Source organism: Streptomyces sp. NPDC020362 (assembly GCF_040642095.1).
Classification (GTDB): Bacteria; Actinomycetota; Actinomycetes; order Streptomycetales; family Streptomycetaceae; genus Streptomyces.
This window is the reverse complement of sequence record NZ_JBFAET010000002.1, coordinates 84,130-106,298: the sequence shown is the minus strand read 5'-3', so window position 1 is coordinate 106,298 and position 22,169 is coordinate 84,130. Positions and strand designations below refer to the sequence as shown.

Here is a 22,169-nt window from a genome sequence, read left to right as displayed (position 1 = left end):
TTTACCGACAAGATGTCGGCAACTTTCCCGACAGGGTGTCACCAAGGCATTGACTTAGGTAAGCCTTACCTTAGAGGATCTGGTTCATGGACTCCTTCTCGGCTCTCATCCGCACCGCGTCGCACGAGCAGCACGTGGAGGCGGAGACCTCGACGTTCATGAGCGACCTGCTGGGCGGCCGGCTGGGCGTGGCCGCGTACGCCCGCTACACCGAGCAACTGTGGTTCGTCTACGAGGCACTGGAGAGCGCGGCCGAGCGCCTGACCGCGGACACGCTGGCCGGGCCGTTCGTCCGGCCGGAGCTGCTGCGCCTGCCTGCGCTGGAGCGGGACCTGGCTCATCTGCGGGGCACCGGCTGGCGGTCGGGCCTGTCCGCCCTGCCCGCGACCCGGGCGTACGCGGACCGGATCCGGGAGTGCGCCGAGCGCTGGCCCGGCGGGTACGTCGCCCATCACTACACCCGCTACCTCGGCGATCTCTCCGGCGGGCAGATCATCCGGGACAGGGCGGAGAAGACCTGGGGCTTCGCCAGGAAGGGCGACGGCGTCCGCTTCTACGTGTTCGAGGAGATCCCCAACCCGGCCGCGTTCAAGCGGGACTACCGGGAACGGCTGGACGGGGTCGCCGCCGACGAGCTGGAGAAGCAGCGGATCGTGACGGAGTGCAAGAAGGCGTTCGCCTTGAACACCGCGGTCTTCCGTGCCCTGGGCGAGGAGTTCCCGCTGTCCGCCTGACCCCCGCCGGGCCGGGCGCGGGTCACCCGGAGGTGGTGACCGCCGCGCCCGTCACCACCCGGCGGCGCGGTCAGCGCTCCAGGAACACCCGGCCGCCGACCTCCACCCAGCCGTGCGGCTGTGGCGCGGTCAGGATCTGGGACCCCTTGCCCTGCGTGATGTTCAGGGCGCGGCCCAGCCGGTCGGTGAGGAGCAGCGCCGCCGCGCCCGTCGCCTCGTCCTCCTCGATGCCGTCGTCGCGGCCGGGGAAGGCGCGGGCACGGATCCGCCCGGCCGCCTCGTCCTCCCACGCCCAGGCGTAGACCCTCCCCCGGACTTCGTCCGGGGGGACCCCCATCTCGCTTCGCTCGCCGGGCGGCGGCACGTCGAGGGCGTCGACCTCGGCAGCGGTGGGGTACTGGCGCAGGGTGCGCGGCGGGACCCACTCCGCGCGGGCCTCGATCCAGCTGAACTCGCCGTCCAGGCGGGCTCCGACGACCCCGGCGGGGGTGACCAGTTCGGGCACGTCCAGCAGCCAGGCCGTGCCGACGCAAGGGTGACCGGCGAAGGGCAGGCGCAGGGTGGGGGTGTAGATGTCGATCACACCGCGCTCGGGGTCGTCCACGAACACGGTCTCGCTGAAGCCGAGCTTGGCCGCCAGGGCCTGCCGGTCGCTCCGCTCCGGCAGGACCGAACCGTCGCGGACGACACCGAGTTCGTTGCCGTAGCCGCCGTTCGGTCCGCAGAAGACGCGGAGTACGTCGTAGTCAGTCACTTGGGAATTGAAACATCGCGGCGGTGGCGAGCGCCTGCCAGGCGGGGGCGCCGCCGGGGAGCGGCCAGGAGCGCAGACCCGACGGGTCGTACGGGAGGCAGGCCATGACGTCGCCGTGGTTCTGCTCCATGACCGCCCGCTGCCGTTCGGTGGCGGGTGCGGCCGGGCGTGCCGTCAGCCGTTCCATGGCCTGCCGGTGGCTTTCGGCGACGGCTTCGGCGTCGCGGCGCCAGAGGTCCTCGTCGCGCAGCCGGGTCAGGACGACGCACTCCGGGGTGCGTCCTTCCGCGAGGGCGGCCACCGCGCGGTCGTGACCGTCGAGGACGACCCAGCCGTCGAGGGAGGGCACCCACCACAGCAGGACGGGCGCGAGGGAGCCGTCCCGGACGTGCTTGCGGTACGCCTTCACGCGGCCGGCGTCGGGCGCCGACAGCTCACGCAGGGGCAGGATGCCGTGCCAGCCGCCGCCGCAGTACAGCTCCAGGGTGCCGACGGGCCAGTCGCGGACGAAGTCGACGGTCCAGATCGGCAGGGCGAAAGCGGTGCGCACCGAGATCTCCCAGCGGCCGTCGTAGAGGGGGGACTCCTCGGCCTCCTCCAGCCAACGGGCGTACCGGTGCGCCCAGTTGCCGCCCTTTCGCATGTCCGCCGAGCCGATGGGCGCAAGCGGCGAGCGGTAGCCGTCGAGGCGGTGCAGATGCAGGTCGTGGCAGCAGCCCGCGCCGGTGAGCCCGCCCAGCAGCACGGGCCGCCCAGCCTGCCTCAGCACCCTCAGGCGCCCTTCCTCGGCGCTCTCGAAGCGCAGTGGGGCCGGGCCGGGGCGGTCCCGGACGTCCAGGACCAGGCGGTGCGGGCCGAGCAGTTCTCTGGGTGCGCCGGTCATGCGGGACATTGTCCGGGGGCCGTACCCCCGCCCGGCAACCGGATTCCGCCCCCGTGTGCGGCCCGCGCACCGCGAACACCACGTCGGCACCGGCCGCCACCGCCCTGGGCCTCCACGTCCGCCTCGGCGACCGCACCGTGCTCGACGGCGTCGCCCCCTCCGTCCGCACCGGTGGACTCCTCGCGCCTGCCCGGGCCGTCGGCCGACGTGCGCCCCTGCTCCTGCTGGACGAGCCGACCGCCGCACTCGACCCGAAGCACCAGGAGTCGGTGCTGCGGCCGTGCCGGGAAAGGGCGCACACCGGTGACGCGGTGGTCACGGTGTTGCACGATCCGGCGCCGGCGGCGGCCTACGCGCACCGGGTGGCGATCCTGTGCGCCGGTCGTGTCGCGGCCGACGGTCCACCTGCCGGGGTTTTCAACGGGCACCTGCTCCCGGACGTCTACGACCAGCCGGTCGAGGTGCTCCCTCACCCCCGCAGGGGGGCGGCCCTGGTGACCCCACACTCCTACGCCTTTACCTTCCCTTTGCCTTCTCTTGGGGTGCGTTTTGAGCCGTCGAGATCAAGCCGTGCCTGTGAGATTTCCGTGAGAGCTGAATCATGACCCGGACGGGTAGAGGTGAGGTAAGCCTCATGTAAGTTAGGCCAGCCTCACCACACCATCCCCGCTTGGAGCCTGCATGCGAGCCGTCCGACTCACCGTCACCGCAGCCGCCACCGTGGCCGCTCTGACCGCCATCACGGCCTGCACGGCGAAGAGCGGCGCCAAGGACGGCGACGCGATCCAGGTGACCGCCGCCGACTCCAAGTGCAAGACCTCCGCCAGGTCGGTTCCGGCCGGCCAGGTCACGCTGAAGATCGAGAACAAGGGCTCCAAGGCCACCGAGGTCGAGATCCTGTTCCCGGACGACCGGATCGTCTCCGAGAAGGAGAACATCGGCCCGGGCACCAAGTACACGCTGACCGCCGAGGTGAAGGCCGGCTCCTACGAGATCGCCTGCCGTCCCGGCATGAAGGGCCACGGCGTCCGGCAGAAGCTCACCGTCACCGGCTCCGGCAAGACCGCCCAGCGCAACCCGAAGCTGGACAAGGCCGTCGCCGACTACCGCGAGTACGCCCAGGAGCAGGCCGACGCCACCGTGCCGCTCGCCGGGACCTTCGCGAAGGCGATCAAGGCCGGTGACCTGGACGCCGCCAAGAAGGCGTACGCCCCCTCGCGCCTCGGCTGGGAGCGCACCGAGCCGATCGCCGAGTCCTTCGGTGACATCGACCCCAAGACCGACACGCGCGCCGACGGCCTGGAGGCCGGCCAGAAGTGGACCGGCTGGCACCGCCTGGAGAAGGCCCTCTGGCAGGACAAGAAGATCGGCGCCGAGGAGAAGACCCTCGCCGACCAGCTGGTGACCGACCTGAAGGACTGGCAGGAGCGGGTCGGCAAGGCCGAGATCACCCCGACCTCCATGGCCAACGGCGCCAAGGAGCTGCTGGACGAGGTCGCCACCGGCAAGGTCACCGGCGAGGAGGACCGCTACGCGCACACCGACCTGGTCGACTTCAAGGCCAACGTCGAGGGCGCGCAGAAGGCGTACGAACTGCTGAAGCCGGTCGCCCAGCAGAACGACAAGGCGCTGACCACCGAGCTGGACAAGCAGTTCGCCGCGCTGAACACGCTGCTCGACAAGTACCGCTCCGACAAGAACACGTACGACTTCATCTCGTACGACAAGGTCACCAAGGACCAGCGCAAGGAGCTGTCGGACGCGGTCAACGCCCTCGCGGAGCCGCTGTCCAAGCTCGCCGCCGCGGTCGTGAAGTAAGAAGGAGCAGACGGGAATGACCGAGACACAGGGCAGCTCCTCCCCCTCCCGTCGTGCGCTGATCGGCTGGGGCGGTGCCGGGCTCGCGCTCGGTGCCGCCGCGGCCGGCGGTGCGGTGGCGGCGGCCAAGGCGGGCAACGACGTGGAACCGACGGCCGCCGAGGCGGGCGGCGCGGTGGAGTTCCACGGCGCCCACCAGGCAGGCATCGCCACCCCCGTGCAGGACCGGCTGCACTTCGCCGCGTTCGACGTGAAGACCGGCGACCGCGCCGAGTTCGTGCAGATGCTGAAGGACTGGACCGAGGCCGCGCGCCGGATGACCGCCGGGAAGGCGGTCGGCGAGGGCGCGTACGGCGGGCTGGCCGAGGCGCCGCCGGACGACACCGGTGAGGCCCTCGGGCTCAAGCCGTCGCGGCTGACGCTGACGATCGGCTTCGGCCCGTCCCTCTTCGAGAAGTTCGGCCTCGCCGACCAGCGGCCCGAGGCGCTGGTCGACCTGCCCAAGTTCCCGGGCGACAACCTGGACCGGACGCGTACCGGCGGCGACCTGTGCATCCAGGCCTGCGCGGACGACCCGCAGGTGGCCGTGCACGCGATCCGCAACCTGGCCCGCATCGGCTTCGGCAAGGTCGCCATCCGCTGGTCCCAGCTCGGCTTCGGCAAGACCTCCTCCACGACCCCGGACGCCCAGACGCCCCGCAACCTCATGGGGTTCAAGGACGGCACCCGCAACATCGCGGGCACCGAGACGGACCGGCTGAAGAAGTTCGTGTGGGCCGGCGACGGCGACGGTCCCGGCTGGATGGCCGGCGGGTCGTATCTGGTCGCCCGGCGCATCCGGATGAACATCGAGACCTGGGACCGGACCTCGCTCCAGGAGCAGGAGGACGTCTTCGGCCGGGACAAGGGCGAGGGCGCTCCGGTCGGCAAGGCCAAGGAGCGCGACAAGCCGTTCCTGAAGGCGATGAAGCCCGACGCGCACGTCCGGCTCGCCCACCCCGACTCCAACGGCGGGATCACGATCCTGCGCCGGGGCTACTCCTTCACCGACGGCAGCGACGGCCTCGGCCGGCTCGACGCGGGCCTGTTCTTCCTGGCCTACCAGCGCGATGTGCGCAAGGGGTTCATCCCGCTGCAGCGCAGGCTGTCGGCGCAGGACGCGCTCAACGAGTACATCCAGCACGTGGGTTCGGCGGTCTTCGCGGTGCCGCCCGGCGTCCGCGACAAGGACGACTGGTGGGGCCGCACGCTGTTCTCGAAGGAGGCGTAGCCCGTGTTCTCCAACTACCTGATCGGCCTGCGTGAGGGTCTGGAGGCATCGCTCGTCGTCTGCATCCTGATCGCCTATCTGGTCAAGACCGACCGCAGGGACGCCCTGAAGCCGATCTGGATCGGTGTCGGCATCGCGGTCGCCATCGCCATGGGCTTCGGCTGCGCCCTCGAATTCGGCTCGCAGGAAATGACGTTCGAGGCACAGGAGGCGCTCGGCGGCTCGCTCTCGATCGTCGCGGTCGGCCTGGTGACCTGGATGGTGTTCTGGATGCGGCGCACCGCCCGGCACCTGAAGTCCGAACTGCACGGCAAGCTGGACGCGGCCCTCGCCATGGGCACGGGCGCGCTGGTCGCCACCGCCTTCCTGGCCGTCGGCCGGGAGGGCCTGGAGACCGCCCTGTTCGTGTGGGCCTCGGTGCACGCGGCCAGCGACGGCACCCCGCGCCCGCTGGTCGGCGTGGCCCTCGGTCTCGCCACGGCCGTCCTCCTCGGCTGGCTGTTCTACCGCGGCGCCCTGAAGATCAACCTGGCCAAGTTCTTCACCTGGACCGGCGGCATGCTGGTCGTGGTCGCGGCGGGCGTGCTGGCGTACGGCTTCCACGACCTGCAGGAGGCCAACTGGATCCCGGGCATCTCCGACCTGGCCTTCGACATCAGCAACACGATCGAGCCGGACAGCTGGTACGGCACGCTGCTGAAGGGCGTGTTCAACTTCCAGCCCGACCCGACCGTGGTCCAGGTCACGGTGTGGCTGCTGTACCTGGTCCCGACACTCGCGATCTTCCTCGCCCCGGTAGGGTTCGCCTCCGGGAAGGGGAAGGTGAAGGCACCTCATGACCAGGGAACGCAGCCGTCGAAGGCTCCGCAGGCGTGACCGGAACGCGCTCATAGCGGCCTCGCTGACCGCTTTGTCGTTGACGGCGAGCGGTTGTGTGGTGGTGCACGGGGAGCGCGAGATACTCCCCGCCACCACCCGCGCCGAGGCCGCCAAGGCCCTCACCCGGTTCACGGACGCCTACAACAAGGCCGACAAGGCCTACGACAGTTCCCTGGACGAGGACTACGTCACCGGCGCCCTCGCCGACATCGACTCCGCCCGGCTGAAGGCGGGGCACGCCAACAACCCCGGCGGCAACACGAGCCACACCGCGCTGAAGCTGACGGACGCGAAGTTCACGATCCCCAAGAAGGCCGGCTGGCCCCGCTGGTTCGTCGCCGACGCCAAGGGCAACAAGGGCGGCAACTACCGCTGGCTGCTGGTCTTCACGCGAAGCGGTCTGGGCGATCCGTGGCAGGTGGCGTACCTGACGCTGGTCCTGCCCGGTGACGTACCGGAGTTCAAGAAGGACGCGGACGGATTCGCCGAGGCCGTGCCCGCCGGCTCCGCACAACTGGCCGTCCCGCCGGGCGCCCTGAGCAAGGACTACGCCGCCTATCTGAAGAAGGGCGGGAAGACCTTCGCGGACGGCCGCAACACCAGCGGCTGGCGCGCGGACCGCCAGGCGCAGGCCAGGAAGCCGGGCCTGGTGCGGCAGTACATCGATCTGCCGCTGACCCGCGGCGACTACGCGCCGCTCGCGCTGCGCACCGCGGACGGCGGGGCGCTGGTCTTCTTCACGACGCACCACTACGAGAAGCGGACCGGGGCCGCGGGCACCACGGTGCAGATCCCGAACAAGGACGTGCAGGCCCTGACCAAGGGCGAGGTCAAGCAGTCGCTGACGCTGGAGTACATCTCCAACGAGGTCGCCCTGGACCCGGCCGGGAGCGGCCCGGTGTCGGTGCTGGGGCGGGTGCAGGGCCTGACGGCCGCTCAGGGCGAGTAGGGCCGCCGGGCGGTCTCAGTGCTGCGGGGGCCAGACGGCGCCCGCGCGCTCGGCCTCGTTGCCCACATGGCGGGCGCAGGCGTCCGTGAGCACCTCCAGCAGGCTCAGCGGGTCGGGCAGCGCATGCTCGGGGCCGCGCGCCCAGCGCACCTGCCGGCCGTCGTCGCCGGGCAGCCGGGCGGGCGGCACGAGGACGTAGGAGCCGCGGCAGTGCCAGCGCAGCCCCGGGTGCTCGTCCATGGTCTCGGGGCGGCAGTCCAGCTCGCAGGGCCACCACTCGTCCTCGTCCTCGGGGGTGCCCCGGGTGAGGGTGAAGAACAGCATGCGGCCGTCGTCGCTCTCGGCGACCGGTCCGACCTCGACACCGGCGCCGAGCAGCCGCTCCAGCGCCTCCCGGCCGGCCTGGAGGGGCACGTCCAGGACGTCGTGCACCATGCCGGTCGCCGTGATGAAGTTCGCCTCCGGCTGGTGCCGGGCCCAGCGCTCGATCTGCCCGCGGTCGGTCGTGGACTGCGTCTGCCAGGCGAAGGACACCGGGTGCCGGGCCGGGGTGGGACAGCCCACGCGGTCGCAGGAACAGCGGTAGTCGCGGGCGGGGTGCGCGGCGGGGGCCAGCGGCAGTCCCGCTGCCGCGGCAGCGAGCAGCAGAGCCTCACGGCCTCCGTCGTCGGCGGCCTCCTTCGGGCGGCGTCCGCGCAGCCACTGGGAGAGTTTGCCCTGCCGGCCCGACCGACCGCCGAACATCGCGCTCATCTGTCCCCTCGCCTCGCTGGTGTGCGGACAGCATGCCTCATCGTCCCGTCTTCATGCGCTTCGGGGTTCCGCGGGGCGGATCCGGAGGAAGGGGACGAGACGCGGCTCACATGCGGAGGGGGTCGAGTCAGCGAGGGGTCAGGCCGTGCAGGGCGTAGTCGACCAGGGTGTCCGTGTAGGCGTGCGAGATCGGGGCCGTGCGCTGGAGCCAGCGCTGGGCGAGGGGGGAGACGAAGAGTTCCAGCGCGATGCGGGGATCGATGTCCTTGCGCACGTCACCGGCGTCCTGTGCGCTGCGCAGTCGCTGGACGTAGAGCTGGAGCGAGGGTTCGAGGAGCTTGGCCACGAACTCGCGGCCCAGCGGCTCGTTGACCACGCCCTCGGCGGCCAGCGCACGGGAGGGGACCTCGAAGCGGGGGTCTAGCAATTGGTCGACGGTCAGGCGCAGGACGAGCTTGAGGTCGGCGGCGAGGTCCCCCGTGTCCGGGATGACGTACTCGCCGCCGACGGCGCCCGCCTGCTCGGAGGCCTGGTCGCCGAGGTCGAGGAAGGCCTCCATCAGGACGTCGGCCTTCGACGACCACCAGCGGTAGATCGTCTGCTTTCCGACGCCGGCCCGGGCCGCGATGCCCTCGATGGTGGTCTTGGCGTAGCCGACCTCGCCGACGAGTCCCAGGGCGGCGGCGTAGATCGCACGGCGGGACTTCTCGCTGCGGCGGGCGGAGTCGGGGACGGACTTGCGCGACGGGCGGGAGGGCTGGGACTCCTGGGCGGGTTTCGTGGCGGCCATGGCTCGAATTTATCAGGTTGACAAGACGCAGCGTCTCGCGAACCCTGGAGCACAACAGGTGCGAGACGAACCGTCTCGTCTATGACGTGGGTGATACGCCCCCGACGGAAGGAGCCCACCATGAGCCGTGGCGGCAGCGGAAACATGCTCGGAGTCGGCGGCACGCGCCGGAACCTCGGCCGCAAGGCGCTGCGCGGCGGCCGCGCCGACGGCCGGATCGGAGGCGGCCCGGACGCGCTGGCGCAGAAGCGGCAGCTGCTGCGCACCTTGCAGGAGAAACGGCAGGAGGGACAGGAGGGACAGGAAGGGCAGGAGGGAGACGCCGACGGGGCCTAGTGCGCGCCTCGCCGCGTCCGCCCCCGACTCGAGCTATGCCCCGTCCGCCCCCGCCGCGAGCTAGGCCCCGTCCGTCGCCGGCGGCCAGGCGTCGCCCCAGTCGGCGTCCCGGGCCGCCTTGTACAGGTCTCCGTGGCGCTTGGTGACCGTCGTGCGGCGCAGCTGCTCGTCCGTCTCGCACAGGTCGAGCAGCACCTGGCCCTTGCGGATCTGCGGCCGCCGCACCACCCGCGCGGAGGCCGGCCGGGCGGGCAGCCGGGTCGCGGCGACGTAGCTGAACTTCTCGTCCTCGTAGGCCAGGGACCCGCCCTTGACCTGGCGGTGCAGGGAGGAGCGGCTGACCCGGGCGGAGAAGTGGCACCAGTCCGTGCCGGGGACGATGGGGCAGGCGGCGCTGTGCGGGCAGGGGGCGGCCACCCTGAATCCGGCGCGGATCAGGCGGTCGCGGGCCTCGATGACACGGTCGTAGCCGGCGGGCGTGCCGGCCTCCACGATCACCACGGTCTGCGCGGCGGCCGCGGCGGCGTCGACGAGGGCGGTGCGGCCGGCCACGTCGAGTTCGTTCAGGACGTAGGACACCGTGACGAGGTCGGCGCTCTCCAGGGTGAGCGCGGATCCGATGCGGGCGCGCTGCCAGCGGGCGTCGCGCAGCGCGGGGTTGGCGGCGGCGATCTCCCGGCCGAGGGCGAGCGCGGGCTCGGCCCAGTCCAGCACGGTCACCGGCCGGGTGCCGTCCCAGGTGGCGGTGACCGCCCAGGTGGCCGCGCCGGTGCCGCCGCCGACGTCCACATGGCTGCCGGGTGTCCACCCGGGCACGGCGTCCGCGAGCGCCTCCAGCGCCGAGCGCACCGCCTCGAAGGTGGCCGGCATCCGGTAGGCGGCGTAGGCGGCCACGTCGGCGCGGTCGCGCAGGATCGGGGCGTCGGTCGGGGTGGCCCCGCGGTAGTTGGCGATCAGCCGTTCCACGGCGCCGGCTGCGGACTTCGGCGGAAGTCCGTCCAGCAGCGCGGCCAAAGATGCGCGCAGGGTGTCGGCGGGGTCGGCAGAAGCGGTCACCTGGTGATTCTCTCAGGTGACCGCCGGGGCCGGGGCCACCCCGTGGCGGCTCAGGCGCCGCGCACAGCCCGGGCCAGACGCGTGGCCGCGGCCGCCCTCGGCCTGCTGTCCGGCGGCCGTCTGCGCGGGTGCACGGTGTTGGCCAGCAGGACGAGGAAGGTGTCCGTCGCCGGGTCCAGGACCAGGGAGGTTCCGGTGAAGCCGGTGTGGCCGGCCGCTCCCCGGCCCGCCAGCTCGCCCATGAACCAGGGCTGGTCCACGGCGAATCCCAGTCCCGGCGGGGTCAGCAGCAGTTCCACGAAGTCGGGGCCGAGGATGCGCGCGGGGCCGTAGGCGCCGCCCGCGAGCAGGGCCCGGCAGAAGACCGCGAGGTCGTGGGCGGTGGAGAACAGGCCCGCGTGGCCCGCCACCCCGCCCAGTGCCCAGGCGTTCTCGTCGTGGACGACGCCCCGCAGCATCCCACGGTCCGCCTTGGCCCAGGGACGCCGCTGGTCCTCGGTGGCGGCCGCGCCGGGGCAGGGCCCGAAGGAGGTCGACGTCATCCCGAGCGGGCGGGTGATGCCGTCCTCGATCAGGATGTCGAGGCCGCGGCCGGTGATCCGCTCCAGGACGAACTGGAGCAGGAGCATGTTCAGGTCCGAGTAGAGGTACGTGCCGGGCTCGGACCTGGGCGCCTCGGCGCGCAGCAGGGCGAGGCGGGCCCGGTCGTCGGCGCATTCGTACAAGGGGAGTTCGGGGCGCAGCCCGGAGGTGTGGGTGAGCAGCTGCCGCACGGTGATGTCGTGGGCGGCGGCCGCGGCGAACTCGGGCAGGTAGGCGCCGACCCTGGCGTCCATGCCGAGGGTGCCGCGCTCGATCTGCTGCACGGCCGCGACGGACGTGAACAGTTTGGTGAGGGAGGCCAGGTCGAAGGGGGTGTCGACGGTGGCCGGCACCCGGTCGGCGGGGGGCAGTTCGACGCCGGTGTCGGTCTCGGGGTCGTAGGAGGCGTAGCGCACCGCCCAGCCCGCGGCCTCGGCGACGGCGATCACGGGACCGCGGCCGGCCAGCACCACGGCACCGGCCGCCCAGGGGCGGGCGCCGGTGGTCAGGGCGTGCACCTCGCCGGCCAGGTGCCCGAGTTCGGTGGGGTCGAGCCCGGCTCGTTCGGGTGTGCCGGCGCGCAGTCTCGGTGCGCTCAGTTCTGGTCTCCCTCCGACCCCGCACGTGCGTTCCAGGGACGGCACATTCCCACGAAACAGGCCGCCGCGACCAGCGCACCCACCAGTTGGACGAGTGCCATGGGCACGGCGGTGTGCTCTCCGGCGACCCCGACGAGCGGGGAGGCGACCGCTCCGACGAGGAAGGAGGAGGTGCCGAGCAGCGCGGAGGCGGAGCCGACGGCGTGCCGGGTGCGCATCAGTGCGAGGGTCTGGGCGTTGGGCAGGGTGAGGCCCATCGCGGACATGAGGACGAACAGGGCGGCGGCGACCGGAGCCAGGCCCACCTCGCCGAAGACACCCGTGGTCATCAGCAGCAGGGCGGTCGCGGCGAGAACGATCACCGCAAGGCCGGTGGCGAGCACCTTGTCCAGGCTGACCCGGCCCACCAGCACCTTGCCGTTGACCTGTCCGGCGATCATCAGCCCGACGGAGTTGAGGCCGAAGAGCAGGCTGAAGGTCTGCGGGGAGGCGCCGTAGATCTCCTGGACGACGAACGGCGAGGCGCTGATGTAGGCGAACAGCGCGGAGAAGGCGAATCCGCCGGCCAGCATGTAGCCGGTGAAAGGCAGGTCGGCGAGCAGGCCGCGCATCGCGCGCAGGGCCTGGCCCGCTCCCCCGCCGCTGCGTTCGGCGGGCGGCAGCGTCTCGGGCAGCCGCAGCCACACGAGCGCGGCGAGCGCGGCCCCGACCGCGGTGAGGACGACGAACACGCCCCGCCAGTCCGTCACCCTGAGGATCTGCCCGCCGATCAGCGGCGCCACGATCGGCGCGAGCCCGGATATCAGCATCAGGGTGGAGAAGAAGCGGGCCATGGCGTCGCCGTCGTAGAGGTCGCGTACGACGGCCCGTGCGATGACGATGCCGGCCGCGCCCGCGAGGCCCTGCGCCAGCCGGAAGGCGACCAGCGTCTCGACGTTCGGCGCCACCGCGCACAGGGCGGTGGCGAGGAGGTAGACGGCGAGGCCGGTCAGCAGCGGGCGGCGGCGGCCCCAGCGGTCGCTCATCGGGCCGACGGCCAGCTGGCCGAGCGCCATGCCGGCCAGGCACGCGGTGAGGGTGAGCTGGACGGTGGCGGCGGGGGCGTGCAGGGAACGGGTGACCTCCGGCAGCGAGGGGAGGTACATGTCCATCGCGAGCGGGGGCGTGGCGGTGAGGCCGCCGAGGGCGAGGACGACGAGCAGACCGGTGCGACGGGTGGCCGTGGACGCGGGCGACGCGGTGGTGGACGGGTGCTCCGTCTCCGGTGTCGGTGCCGCCGCATGCTCGGTCATGCGCCCCTCCCTCTGTGAGACAACCGGCACCCATGTTCTCAGTTCGTACACAGTGCCGAGGTACACGCGAGCGAGGGTGGGGCGGCCGGCATCGCGGAGCAGAGCGTGCGGTGGGGGATCCTGTCGACCGGCGGGATCGCCGCGTCGTTCGCGGCGGACGGGAAGGCTGCGGACCGGGAAGCCGCCGCCGCGACTGGTTAGCCGTATGGCGGACACCTGATTCCGCATGGCGGACTTCCCGCCTACGCTGCGGAGCCATGACTGACAGGCAATCGAAGATCGCGGTGGTGACCGGCGCCGGCTCCGGCATCGGGCGGGCCGTCGCCGTGGAGCTGCTGAACGCCGGCTGGTCGGTGGCGCTGGCCGGCCGGCACCTCGAGACACTGGAGGAGACGGCGGCACTGGTGCCCGGGGCGCCCTCCCTCGCCCTGCGCACCGACGTGTCCCGGCCCGAGGACGTGGAGGCACTGTTCGCGGCGGCCGCCCAGCTGTTCGGGCGCATCGACCTGCTGTTCAACAACGCGGGGACGTTCGGCCCCGGCGGGGTGCCCGTGGAGGACCTGCCCTACGACGCCTGGCGGCACGTGGTGGACACCAATCTCAACGGGGCGTTCCTGTGCGCGCAGGCGGCGTACCGGCAGATGAAGGTGCAGGACCCGCAGGGCGGCCGGATCATCAACAACGGCTCCATCTCGGCGCACACACCCAGGCCCCTCTCGGTCGCCTACACCGCGACCAAGCACGCGCTGACCGGCCTGACCAAGTCGCTGTCACTGGACGGGCGGCCGTACCGCATCGCGGTCGGGCAGATCGACATCGGCAACGCGGCCACCGACATGACGGCCCGGATGCAGACCGGCGCGCTCCAGGCCAACGGAGAGGTGACCCCGGAACCGGTGATGGACGTGGCCGACGTGGCGCGCACCGTGCGGCACATGGCAGAGCTGCCGCTGGAGGCGAACGTGCAGTTCGCGACGGTACTGGCGACGGCGATGCCGTACATCGGGCGGGGCTGAGGACCGGGCCCGGGACAGAACGGGACCCACTCCCCGACTTACACAAACGGAATTTGAACATCCGCGGTATTGCAGCCGGTCGAGGGCATATGCTCAACTTTCCTCCACCAGAGCTTCACACTTGGAGCACGGGGGTTCCGCAGCCACACCGAGGGGGGTCGGCAGCCGTTCCACCGCACCGGGTTTGGGGGTGGACCTCGCGTCGGACCGCGAGGTACGCACCGGTGGGTGGAACGGCTGCCGCGTACGTCTCCAACGGCCTGCCGGGACGCCTGCGGAGGCCTGCCGGTGCGGGCCCCGGTGCCGATCGACGGCCCAGATCCGGTGGCGCCCCGACGGCTCCGCGCCGGTTGCCGATCGACGGCTCAGCGCCGGTGGCGCCCGCCGGACTCCGCCTTCGGCTGCGCCTCGGCCTCCGGGTCCGGGGCCGGCTCCGCCTCCCCCGCCGCGCGCCCCGCCCTGACCTTGCGGCGCAGCGCCCATGCGCCCACTCCCAGCAGGGCCGCCGTTCCCGCGGCGCCCTCCAGCAGCCGCGACGTCGAGGGGCTCCGGGACGCCGAGCCGGGGGCCCCTGCCGCGGCCCGGGCCGACTTCCCCGCGGGCGCGGGGGTCGCGCGCGCCCCGCCCTCGCTGATCGGCTCGACCAGCGTGCCCACCGGCTGCGCGGAACGCCCGTGCCCGAAGCCCCAGTCGAACAGCGCGGCGGTGTGCTCGTAGACGGCGTTGCTGCCGGTGGCCGGATGCATCACGGTGACCAGCAGAGTCCGCCCGCCCCGGGTGGCCGCGCCGGTGAAGGTGTTGCCGGCATGGCTGGTGTAACCGTTCTTCACACCGATGAGCCCCTGGTACGCCGTCAGGCCCCACGCCCCGGTCAGCAGACGGTCGGTGTTCTGGATCTGGAAGGTCTTCTTGCCGCCCGCCGGGAAGTCGGCGGTCCGCGTGCCGCAGTACCCGCGGAAGTCGGCGTCCTTGAGACCGTGCCGGGCGAACAGCGTGAGGTCGTACGCCGAGGAGATCTGCCCCTTGTGGTCGAAGCCGTCGGGGCTGACCACATGGGTGTCCAGGGCCTGCAGATCCTCGGCCTTCGCCTGCATCTCGGCGACCGTCTTCGCGACGCCGCCGTTCATGTGCGCGAGCACATGCACCGCGTCGTTGCCGGAGCGCAGGAACACCCCCTGCCACAGCTGCTCGACGGTGTAGGTGAGGCCGGGCTTGATGCCGACGAGGCTGGACCCGGACGGGATGTCCGCGAGGTCGGCGTCGGTGACCTTGTAGCGAGCGGTGCGGTCGAACTTCCTCAGCACGGTGTCCGCGAACAGCATCTTCAGCGTGGACGCGGGCGCGAGGCGCTGGTGTGCGTTGAACGAGGCGAGCACCTCGCCGGTCTCCCAGTCGGCGACGAGCCATGAGCGGGCGGTGAGTTTCTCGGGCAGTCCGGTGGCGCCCTGCACCTGGACACCGTCGCGGGCCAGCCGCTCACCACCGATGCCGGGGGCTTCGGCCGCAAAGGCGGGAGTTGCCGGGGACAGAGGGAGGGCGGCGGCCGTCAACCCGAGGACGGCACGTCGGCTGAGCCGGGAACAATCGCGCATCCCTGGGACCGTACACGCACCCAGCAGCAGTTCCCCGGAAGGGGCCCCTCCGCGGCCCAGGAATTTGCTGTCTTATGAAAATCTGTTCACGTACCCCGCTTTCTCAGCTCTGACACATCCTCTACCCAGTGCGTCTCAAAGGTTCCTCCCTAGCTTGTGGCCGCGCCCACAGCGGGCGCCGAGAACCTTCGAGGAACGGGATGTTTGGCATCTATCTCAAGCGCGAGCTGAGCCGGCGCAGGAAGGCTGCCCTGGTCATCGCGACGGGTCTGGCGCTCGGTATCGCGCTGGTCATCACCGTCAGCTCGGTGTCGGCCGGTATGACGCAGGCGCAGGACAAGGTCCTCAAGTCGCTCTACGGCCTCGGCACCGACATGACCGTCACCAAGGCCCGCTCGGCCCCGGCGGCCGGCGGCTCGCAGGGCCCCGGTTTCAGGTTCGACGCCAAGGCGAGCAGCAAGACCTCGCAGAGCTCGGACCGGGTGATGACACAGGGCGGTCAGGTCCTGAAGTCCTCGCTGGTCGGGCAGGTCGGGGCGCAGAAGGGCGTGGCGGACGCGGTCGGCGCCCTCTCCCTGAACGTCACCAGGGTCGACGGCTCCTTCACCCGGGGCAAGGCCCGGTCCTCCAGCGGCAGCGGCCGGCAGGGCGGCCCGGGCGGCAGCGGCCGGCCGCAGGTGCAGGGCGGCGGCGCGGACTTCGACGTCAACAGCTACTCCGTGGCCGGCGTCGACGTCACCGACCAGACCCTCGGCCCGCTGGCCACCATGAAGATCACCTCCGGCAAGACCTTCGCCTCGGCGCAGACCGACGCGAAGGTGGCGGTGGTCAGCGCGTCCTACGCCAAGCAGAAGAAGTACAGGACCGGCTCGGCCTTCAAGATCTCCGGCACCAGGTACACGGTCATCGGCATCGCCACCCCCGACAGCAGCGAGTCCACCACCGACGTCTATCTGCCGCTGCAGCAGGCCCAGTCGCTCGGCGACGCGAAGGACAAGGTCAGCACGATCTACGTCAAGGCGACCGACTCGAAGCAGATCTCCGCCGTCAAGAAGACGATCCAGCACAACATCTCCGGCACGACGGTCACCACCTCCTCGGACCTGGCCTCCACCGTCTCCGGCTCGCTGTCCACGGCCTCCGGCCTGGCCGCCGGCGTGGGCAAGTGGCTGTCCGTCGCCGTGCTCGCCGCCGCCTTCCTGGTGGCCGCGCTGCTCACCTCCTCGGCCGTGTCCCGTCGGGTGCGCGAGTTCGGCACCCTGAAGGCGCTCGGCTGGCCGAGCAGCAGGGTGACCCGGCAGGTCGTCGGCGAGTCCATGGTCAACGGCCTGATCGGCGGAGCCCTCGGCATCGCCCTGGGGCTCGCGGCGGCCCGCTGTGTCACCGCGATCAGCCCGAAGCTGACCGCGCAGCTCGGCGCCGGCAGCGGTGGCGGCACGGGCGGCGGCCCGGGCGGCGCGGGGCCCGGCGGCGGCCCCGGCGGGCAGGCGGCGCAGAAGACCCTGGAGATCGCGCTGTCCGCGCCCGTCTCCCTGACCACCATCGCCCTCGCGGTCGGTCTCGCGGTCACCGGCGGTCTGATCGCCGGCGCGATGGGCGGCTGGCGCGCCTCCCGGATGCGCCCGGCGGACGCGCTGCGCAGCGTCTCGTAGCTCCTTGTCTCTTCTGTTTCGTCACGGAGATCCCATGTACAGACTCACCGGCGTCACCAAGCGCTACACGCGGGGCAAGGAGACGGTGGAGGCGCTGCGCGACGTCGACCTCACCATCGCCGACGGCGACCAGCTCGTCATCCAGGGCCCGACGGGCGGCGGCAAGTCCACCCTTCTGCAGATGATCGGCGGTCTCGACCGTCCCTTTGCCGGCAGCGTCGAGCTGGACGGCGTCGACCTCGCCACCATCGGCGAGGCACGGCTGACCCGGCTGCGCGCCGAGAAGATCGGCATCATCTTCCAGGCGTTCAACCTCATCCCGACGCTCACCGCCCAGGAGAACGTGGAGACGGCCCTGGTCCCGCTCGGCGTGCAGCCGGGCGAGCGCCGCGAACGGGCTGCCGAGGCCCTGCGGTCGGTGGGCCTCGGCGAGCGCCTGGGGCATGTCCCGTCGGAGATGTCCGGCGGCCAGCAGCAGCGCGTGGCCATCGCCCGCGCGCTGGTGAAGAACCCCAGGGTGCTGCTCGCCGACGAACCCACCGGCAACCTCGACGAGGGCACCCGTGACGACATCATGGCCCTGCTGGAGGGCCTGTGGCGCGAGCACGGGCTGACCTTCGTCCTGGTCACCCACGACTCCTCCATCGCCCGCCGCGCCCCGCGGCTGGCCACGATCGAGGCCGGACGGATCACGCTGACCGAGCAGGGCGCGGCGCGGCGCCAACACGCCTACGGGGGCGGGCAGTAGACGCTGCAGCGGCAAGGCTGCGGTTACGGCTCCTGACGTCGTCGTACGGAGTGGCCGGGGCTGCTCATCGCCCGAGCAGGCGGTCGATCTCGGCCGACTGCGCCGCGGTGAGCGGCCCCTTGGCGAGGGCGCCCGCGTTCTGCTCGGCCTGGGCGACCGAGCGGAACCCGGGGATCGGGATCGTGCGCGGACTGCGCGCCCACAGCCAGGCCAGCGCTCCTTGCGCGAGCGTACGGCCGTCGCTGGTCAGCACCTCCCGCAGCGCGTCGACCCGGGCGAGCCACTGCGGATCGGCCCCGGCCCCGGCCCCGAATCCCTGCAACCACGCGGGCGGCCTGCTCCGGATGTCCCCGGCCTCCGTCGACCCGCGCCGCTTCCCGGTCAGCAGCCCCATGGCGAGCGGACTGCGGTTGATGCTGGCGAGCCCCGCCTCCTCGCACAGCGCCAGCATGCCGGGCGCGTCCTGCAGCACATTGAGCGTGTGCTGTACGGCCGCGCAGTGCTCCCCCTCGGCGAAGACGGCGGCGCGATCGGGGTCGTCGGTGCTCCAGGCATAGGCGCGGACGAGCCCTTCCGTGACGAACTCCTCGCACACGTCCCGCAGTTGAGCCGCCTTTTCCGGCTCCGCGTCGGAGAGGTGCAGCTGGTAGAGGTCGACGTAGTCGGTGCCGAGGCGGCGCAGGGACGCGGTCAGGGCGCGGCGGGCGTAGGCCGGGGAGTCGTCGGCGCCGGTGAGGGTGCGGGTCGGCTCGTCGAAGACGTTGCCCCACTTGGTGGCGACGACGACGTCGCCGCGGCGCTTGCCGAGGGCCCGGCCCAGGACACGCTCGCTGTGTCCGGCGCCGTAGGTGTCGGCGGTGTCGAAGAAAGTGATGCCGAGATCGAGGGCGCGGCGCACGGCCCGTACGGACTCCTCGTCGTCGACCTTCCCCCAGCCGAGGGGCTGCCCGTCCGCGGACTGCCACTCGCCGCCGATGGCCCAGCATCCGAACCCGAGGGCACTCACTTCGACACCTCCCCCGCTCTCGGCTCCGCTCGAGCGGGGGGACCCCCACCGCCCCAGTGTCCTCGTGCCGGTCCCCATGCTCGTGTCCATGCCTGTGTCCATGGCTTTGTCCATGCCTGTGGACGCTAGGAGTTGGAGCGCACGCGAGGACAAGCCCTCGGGCACCGCGTTCTTGCGGGCTTACGCCTGCCCGGTCTCGAAGCGGGAGATGTGGCCGTCCGGGGTGATGGTGAAGCGCCAGGCGGTGCGCATCTCGCCCCAGGTGTCGTTGCGGTACTGGGCGATGAGCGCACGGCCGCCGTCGGACTCGGCGTCGACGTCCATGTGACCGTTGGAGGTGAAGATCTCGTTGTCGATCCACTCGGTGAGGTCACGGTCCGCGCCGTCGTCCGACATGGTCGCGTCGGGCGTCAGCAGGTGGAGGAAGCCGTCGCGGTCGTGCGCGTTCACGGCGGTGACGAAGGCACGGACGGCCGGGTCCCTGAGCTTGGAGGTCTGAATCGCCATGCCAGCCAGACTCACACCGCTCACTGGGCCCCGCCACCCGAACGGCATCCAGGACGGGCCCGCGCGCGGGCGTGGTGCGACGGTGGTACCCGGTGCCGATGACCTGCTGATGGGGAGCGACCGTGACCTGTTACGACCGACGTGATCTGGGCCTGCTGCTGCTCCGGCTGGGGACCGGCGGGGTGCTGGCGGCGCACGGGGCGCAGAAGCTGTTCGGCTGGTTCGGCGGGCACGGCCTGGAGGGAACCGGCCAGTTCATGGAATCCGTCGGCTACATCCCCGGCAAGGCCAGTGCGACGGCGGCGGGCCTCGCGGAGGCGGGCGGCGGCACGCTGCTGGCGCTCGGCCTCGCGACCCCGGCGGCGGGCGCGGCGGCGGCCGGCGCGATGGTCGGGGCCTCGGCGGTCCACAAGCCCGCCGGCTTCTTCGCCCAGGAGGGTGGCTACGAGTACGCGGCAACCCTGGGCCTGGCCGCGGCCGGCCTCGCCGTCGCGGGCCCGGGCCGCCTCTCCCTCGACCACGCGCTCGGGCATGTATTCGATCGCGGCTGGATGGTTCCGGTGGCGCTGGGGGTGACGGCGGTGGCGACGGCGGCCGTGGTGGGCGCACGGAACGCGCGGGTGCGGGAGAAGACGGAAGGGCAGCAGGAGGTGCTGTTCGAGGACTAGCCCGTCCGGGGCGTGGCAGGCTGCGGAGCATGACCGCTCAGGACACCTCCGCCGCCCCCGACCCCGCCCTCTGGCCGACGATCGACGCACTCTGGAGCCGCCTGGAGGAGACGCGCAGACACGCCGGGCAGGAGGGCGTACTGCTGCGCATCCTCAAACTCTCGGAGGAGGTCGGCGAGGTGGCCGAGGCGGTGATCGGCGCGACGGGCCAGAACCCGCGCAAGGGGGTCACCCACACGTGGGAGGACGTCGAGTCCGAACTGTGCGACGTCGTGATCACGGCCCTGGTGGCACTGCGCACGCTGACACCTCAGGCACGGGAGGTGTTCGAGCGGCACCTGAAGAGGGTGCGCGACCGTCCGCTGCGGCCCTCGGCCTGAGCCGGGCGACCCGGGCCTGCCCGACTGCATCGCCCTTTCGATGAGAGTCGACCGCGCTTCCTGTGCGGTGCTGCCCCCTAACAGGATCGGGAGCGGGTGACCTCCCGAGCGGCGCGGAACCAGGTTTCGCAGCCCAGGAGGTGCTCGACCGCGAAGTTCCGGCTCAGGTCGGCCTGCGGGGTGAGCAGCTGCGTACGGACCGCCTCCGCGGAGATCAGGCCCGCCCGGGCGAGTTCCGAGTCCGCGAAGAGTTCGAGGAGCGCGTCCCGGCTGCGGCCGAGCCCCGTGCGGAGGTCCTCGTCGAAGGCGCCCTTGGTGGTTCGGGTGCGGACGCGTTCGGGCAGGACGTCCCGCATCGCCTCGGCCAGCAGGGGCTTGTACGCCCAGGGTGTGCACCGTTCGTGCAGGCGCACGGCCAGGGCGGCCTCCACGACCCGGTCGTCGAGGTAGGGCAGGTGCAGCCGGATCCCCGACCGGCCGAAGAGCCGGGCGGCCTGCCGGTACGCCGGTGCCGTCGCCCGCAGGGCCACCAGGAACTGGTGCTGGCCGCGATCGGCGGCGAAGGGGCGGGCGAGGCCGGCGGCCTGCCGCAGCTCCGTCCTGGCCGCGTCGACCGCGACGTCCGTCGCCCAGACGGGGGCGCGCAGCGCCGGCAGACCCCAGCCGAGGGGCGGGTGCCGGCGGGCCGGGGCGGGGCCCGTCAGGGAGTCGGCCTGCTCGCGCCACCAGTCCCCCACGGAATCCGTGCGCGCGAGCTCCGCGAGGGCTGCGCGCCGGGGCCAGCGGTGCAGGGCCTGGTAGCCGCGCAGATGACGTACCGCGAGCGAGGGACGGCGGCGCAGCAGCCGGTGCAGATAGCCGGGGAGCCTGCCGAACAGCTCGTCCGCGCCGTGCCCGGCCAGGTGCGCCCGCGAGCCGTGCCCGGCCAGGAGTCCGGCCGTGTGTCTCATGCGGGCCAGCGTCCGGGTGAAGAGGTAGGGCTGTTCGGTGTCGGCCAGGTCCGCGGGGTGCGCGAACAGGGCGGGGAGTTCCTCCTGCCGCACGACCATGTGCGAGGCGTGCGCCAGCAGGTCCGCCGAGTGCGCGGCGAAGGCCGCGTCGTCGTTGCCCGGGTCCGCCTCGGCCCAGCGGAAGGTGAGCAGCCCGGGTCTGCTGCGGGCGCCGAGGAAGCACAGGGCGGTGGAGTCCATGCCGCCGGACAGGTCGGCACTCAGCGGCAGCTCGTCCGACGCCCGGGACCGTACGGCCTCCTCCAGTGCGTCACGCACCGCCAACGCGCCCTGCTCGAGGGGGAGTTCCGGCTCAGGGGGCGACCACCAGGGCAGTACCTGTGCACGACTGCCGGTCATCACCAGACGGTGGCCGTCGGGGACCGTGGAGACCCCGGACCACACGGCGGCGGTTCCGAGCGGCGCGGGCAGCAGGCCGACGGTCGCGAGCCGCGCGGCCAGCAGGCCTTCGTCCACGCCCGCCCCGGTCAGCCGTGCCAGGAGGTCGGGGCGGTCCGAGGCGACCGGCTGCCCGTCGACCCGGGTGTGGAAGACCTGGCGCAGGCCGGTGACGGTGCCGCGCATGCCGACGCCCTCCGGGGCGGCGACGATCACATGACAACTGCCGGGAAGTTGCCGGGTGAGGGCGTCCGCGTCGGACAGCGAACGCACGCGTCCGGCCAGCCGGGTGAGCCACGCGGTGGTGACCGGGCAGTGCCCGATCACCACCACGTGCACCGAGCCGGCCCGGGCCACGACGGCTTCGTCCGCATCCCACCGGCCCACCAGCCAGGGCCTGCCCGACGGGTGGGCGATGACCTGCGGTGACTCGAAGAGCCACGTGGGGTCGGTGGTGCAGCCGTCGGGCAGGACGACGAACCCGGTGCTCATGTCACTCCGTCCGAGCCGGCCGCTT

General features: G+C 72.3%; 22 protein-coding genes and 1 pseudogene. 12 read left to right on the top strand and 11 right to left on the bottom strand.

What is annotated here, in order from left to right; all coding sequences use genetic code 11:
• Positions 1–86: 86 nt before the first annotated feature.
• A complete protein-coding gene (locus tag AB0H32_RS01750; protein ID WP_361112554.1) occupies positions 87–734 on the top strand; it encodes a biliverdin-producing heme oxygenase in 648 nt (215 codons plus the stop codon).
• 70 nt (positions 735–804) lie between these two features.
• Here AB0H32_RS01750 and AB0H32_RS01745 read toward each other — a convergent pair whose 3' ends face one another.
• Positions 805–1,488 carry a PhzF family phenazine biosynthesis protein gene (locus AB0H32_RS01745; protein WP_361112551.1) on the bottom strand — a complete coding sequence of 228 codons (684 nt, stop codon included), beginning with the start codon at positions 1,486–1,488 and terminating at the stop codon, positions 805–807.
• On the bottom strand, positions 1,481–2,371 hold the full coding sequence (locus AB0H32_RS01740) for a hypothetical protein (protein ID WP_361112548.1): 891 nt from the start codon (positions 2,369–2,371) through the stop codon (positions 1,481–1,483). Before AB0H32_RS01740 ends, AB0H32_RS01745 begins: the two co-directional genes overlap by 8 nt.
• Positions 2,372–2,550: 179 nt before the next feature.
• Between AB0H32_RS01740 and AB0H32_RS01735 the strand changes: the two are divergent.
• The 5 genes and pseudogenes from AB0H32_RS01735 to AB0H32_RS01715 form a co-directional block, all read left to right on the top strand.
• Positions 2,551–2,877 (top strand): annotated as a pseudogene (locus tag AB0H32_RS01735) (hemin ABC transporter ATP-binding protein); the annotation flags it as partial.
• A gap of 175 nt (positions 2,878–3,052) precedes the next feature.
• Positions 3,053–4,189 carry an iron uptake system protein EfeO gene (gene efeO, locus AB0H32_RS01730; protein WP_361112545.1) on the top strand — a complete coding sequence of 379 codons (1,137 nt, stop codon included), beginning with the start codon at positions 3,053–3,055 and terminating at the stop codon, positions 4,187–4,189.
• A 16-nt stretch (positions 4,190–4,205) separates the two neighbouring features.
• Positions 4,206–5,459 (top strand): iron uptake transporter deferrochelatase/peroxidase subunit, encoded by a 1,254-nt coding sequence (gene efeB, locus AB0H32_RS01725; RefSeq protein WP_361112543.1) that lies wholly within the window; start codon positions 4,206–4,208, stop codon positions 5,457–5,459.
• 3 nt (positions 5,460–5,462) lie between these two features.
• Positions 5,463–6,335 carry an iron uptake transporter permease EfeU gene (gene efeU / locus AB0H32_RS01720; RefSeq protein ID WP_361112540.1) on the top strand — a complete coding sequence of 291 codons (873 nt, stop codon included), beginning with the start codon at positions 5,463–5,465 and terminating at the stop codon, positions 6,333–6,335.
• Complete coding sequence (locus AB0H32_RS01715) at positions 6,295–7,287, top strand: hypothetical protein (protein WP_361112538.1); 993 nt, start codon at positions 6,295–6,297, stop codon at positions 7,285–7,287. Before efeU ends, AB0H32_RS01715 begins: the two co-directional genes overlap by 41 nt.
• 15 nt (positions 7,288–7,302) lie before the next feature.
• Here AB0H32_RS01715 and AB0H32_RS01710 read toward each other — a convergent pair whose 3' ends face one another.
• Together AB0H32_RS01710 and AB0H32_RS01705 are read right to left on the bottom strand one after the other, a co-directional pair.
• Positions 7,303–8,040, bottom strand: coding sequence for a bifunctional DNA primase/polymerase (locus AB0H32_RS01710; protein WP_361112535.1), 738 nt, complete (start codon positions 8,038–8,040; stop codon positions 7,303–7,305).
• A 127-nt stretch (positions 8,041–8,167) separates the two neighbouring features.
• Positions 8,168–8,830: a TetR/AcrR family transcriptional regulator gene (locus AB0H32_RS01705; RefSeq protein ID WP_361112532.1), complete on the bottom strand. Its 663-nt coding sequence runs from the start codon at positions 8,828–8,830 to the stop codon at positions 8,168–8,170.
• A 120-nt stretch (positions 8,831–8,950) separates the two neighbouring features.
• Between AB0H32_RS01705 and AB0H32_RS01700 the strand changes: the two genes are divergently transcribed.
• The gene (locus AB0H32_RS01700) at positions 8,951–9,166 is read left to right on the top strand and encodes a DUF6243 family protein (protein WP_361112529.1); all 216 of its coding nucleotides are present in this window, start codon (positions 8,951–8,953) and stop codon (positions 9,164–9,166) included.
• A 60-nt stretch (positions 9,167–9,226) separates the two neighbouring features.
• On the opposite strand, the gene AB0H32_RS01695 is transcribed toward AB0H32_RS01700, so the two are convergent.
• From AB0H32_RS01695 to AB0H32_RS01685, 3 genes are read right to left on the bottom strand one after another with little or no spacing between them, the layout of a single operon-like run.
• The gene (locus AB0H32_RS01695; RefSeq protein ID WP_361112526.1) at positions 9,227–10,222 is read right to left on the bottom strand and encodes a small ribosomal subunit Rsm22 family protein; all 996 of its coding nucleotides are present in this window, start codon (positions 10,220–10,222) and stop codon (positions 9,227–9,229) included.
• Positions 10,223–10,272: 50 nt separating this feature from the next.
• A complete protein-coding gene (locus tag AB0H32_RS01690) occupies positions 10,273–11,448 on the bottom strand; it encodes a serine hydrolase domain-containing protein (protein ID WP_361112523.1) in 1,176 nt (391 codons plus the stop codon).
• Complete coding sequence (locus AB0H32_RS01685; protein ID WP_361112520.1) at positions 11,400–12,695, bottom strand: multidrug effflux MFS transporter; 1,296 nt, start codon at positions 12,693–12,695, stop codon at positions 11,400–11,402. The genes AB0H32_RS01690 and AB0H32_RS01685 overlap by 49 nt, the downstream gene beginning before the upstream one ends.
• A gap of 257 nt (positions 12,696–12,952) precedes the next feature.
• Here AB0H32_RS01685 and AB0H32_RS01680 point away from each other — a divergent pair, with 257 nt between their 5' ends.
• Positions 12,953–13,711 carry an SDR family oxidoreductase gene (locus tag AB0H32_RS01680; RefSeq protein ID WP_361112517.1) on the top strand — a complete coding sequence of 253 codons (759 nt, stop codon included), beginning with the start codon at positions 12,953–12,955 and terminating at the stop codon, positions 13,709–13,711.
• Positions 13,712–14,076: 365 nt separating this feature from the next.
• Here AB0H32_RS01680 and AB0H32_RS01675 read toward each other — a convergent pair whose 3' ends face one another.
• On the bottom strand, positions 14,077–15,303 hold the full coding sequence (locus AB0H32_RS01675; protein WP_361112514.1) for a serine hydrolase: 1,227 nt from the start codon (positions 15,301–15,303) through the stop codon (positions 14,077–14,079).
• A gap of 200 nt (positions 15,304–15,503) precedes the next feature.
• Between AB0H32_RS01675 and AB0H32_RS01670 the strand changes: the two genes are divergently transcribed.
• Positions 15,504–16,955, top strand: a complete 1,452-nt coding sequence (locus tag AB0H32_RS01670) for an ABC transporter permease (RefSeq protein ID WP_361112511.1) — start codon at positions 15,504–15,506, stop codon at positions 16,953–16,955.
• 34 nt (positions 16,956–16,989) lie between these two features.
• Positions 16,990–17,703 (top strand): ABC transporter ATP-binding protein, encoded by a 714-nt coding sequence (locus AB0H32_RS01665; protein WP_361112508.1) that lies wholly within the window; start codon positions 16,990–16,992, stop codon positions 17,701–17,703.
• 64 nt (positions 17,704–17,767) lie between these two features.
• Here AB0H32_RS01665 and AB0H32_RS01660 read toward each other — a convergent pair whose 3' ends face one another.
• Both AB0H32_RS01660 and AB0H32_RS01655 read right to left on the bottom strand, forming a co-directional pair.
• The gene (locus AB0H32_RS01660) at positions 17,768–18,799 is read right to left on the bottom strand and encodes an aldo/keto reductase (protein WP_361112504.1); all 1,032 of its coding nucleotides are present in this window, start codon (positions 18,797–18,799) and stop codon (positions 17,768–17,770) included.
• A gap of 90 nt (positions 18,800–18,889) precedes the next feature.
• On the bottom strand, positions 18,890–19,216 hold the full coding sequence (locus AB0H32_RS01655; RefSeq protein WP_361112501.1) for a nuclear transport factor 2 family protein: 327 nt from the start codon (positions 19,214–19,216) through the stop codon (positions 18,890–18,892).
• Positions 19,217–19,338: 122 nt separating this feature from the next.
• On the opposite strand from AB0H32_RS01655, the gene AB0H32_RS01650 reads away from it, so the two are divergent.
• Together AB0H32_RS01650 and AB0H32_RS01645 are read left to right on the top strand one after the other, a co-directional pair.
• A complete protein-coding gene (locus tag AB0H32_RS01650; RefSeq protein ID WP_361112498.1) occupies positions 19,339–19,884 on the top strand; it encodes a DoxX family membrane protein in 546 nt (181 codons plus the stop codon).
• A gap of 29 nt (positions 19,885–19,913) precedes the next feature.
• Positions 19,914–20,264, top strand: a complete 351-nt coding sequence (locus AB0H32_RS01645) for a MazG-like family protein (protein WP_361112495.1) — start codon at positions 19,914–19,916, stop codon at positions 20,262–20,264.
• Between the two features lie 77 nt (positions 20,265–20,341).
• Here the strand turns inward: AB0H32_RS01645 and AB0H32_RS01640 are convergent, their stop codons facing one another.
• Positions 20,342–22,144, bottom strand: a complete 1,803-nt coding sequence (locus AB0H32_RS01640; RefSeq protein WP_361112492.1) for an asparagine synthase-related protein — start codon at positions 22,142–22,144, stop codon at positions 20,342–20,344.
• Positions 22,145–22,169: the final 25 nt, after the last annotated feature.